The organism is Streptomyces sp. M2CJ-2, assembly GCF_016757295.1.
Lineage (GTDB): Bacteria > Actinomycetota > Actinomycetes > Streptomycetales > Streptomycetaceae > Streptomyces.
Map to the genome: position 1 here is coordinate 1 of NZ_JAESIF010000314.1, position 348 is coordinate 348.

The following is a 348-nucleotide window of genomic DNA, read 5'->3' on the forward strand; positions in this document are numbered from 1 at the left end:
AGGACGCCCCGCGCCCCCAGGCCACGGTTGCCTACACCCCGGGCGACACCCTCGTCCTCTACACCGACGGACTCACCGAACGCCGCGGCGAGGACATCGACGCCGGGCTGCACCGCCTCGCCGACGCCCTCGCCCGCCACGCCCGTCTGAGCCCTGACCGTCTGGCCGACGCCCTGCTCGCCCGCCTCGGCGTGGCCGACGGCGGACGCGACGACGTCGCCCTGGTCACCGTCCGCCTGTAGACCGGCCTTTGCCGGCTCCGCCCCTCTCGCACCGCGGCGGCTACCGGCAGCCCGAGCGGACGCTACGCGTCAGGTCGCGGCCCCCTCCCTGCCCGGATCCCCAAAA

The 348-nt window shown here is 75.9% G+C and carries 1 protein-coding gene; it reads left to right on the forward strand.

The genetic code is table 11. The features are described 5' to 3' along the window. Positions 1-242, forward strand: a 242-nt coding sequence (locus JL475_RS39450) for a SpoIIE family protein phosphatase (RefSeq protein ID WP_202282986.1), incomplete at its 5' end; no start/stop codon positions are given. Between the last annotated feature and the right edge of the window lie 106 nt (positions 243-348).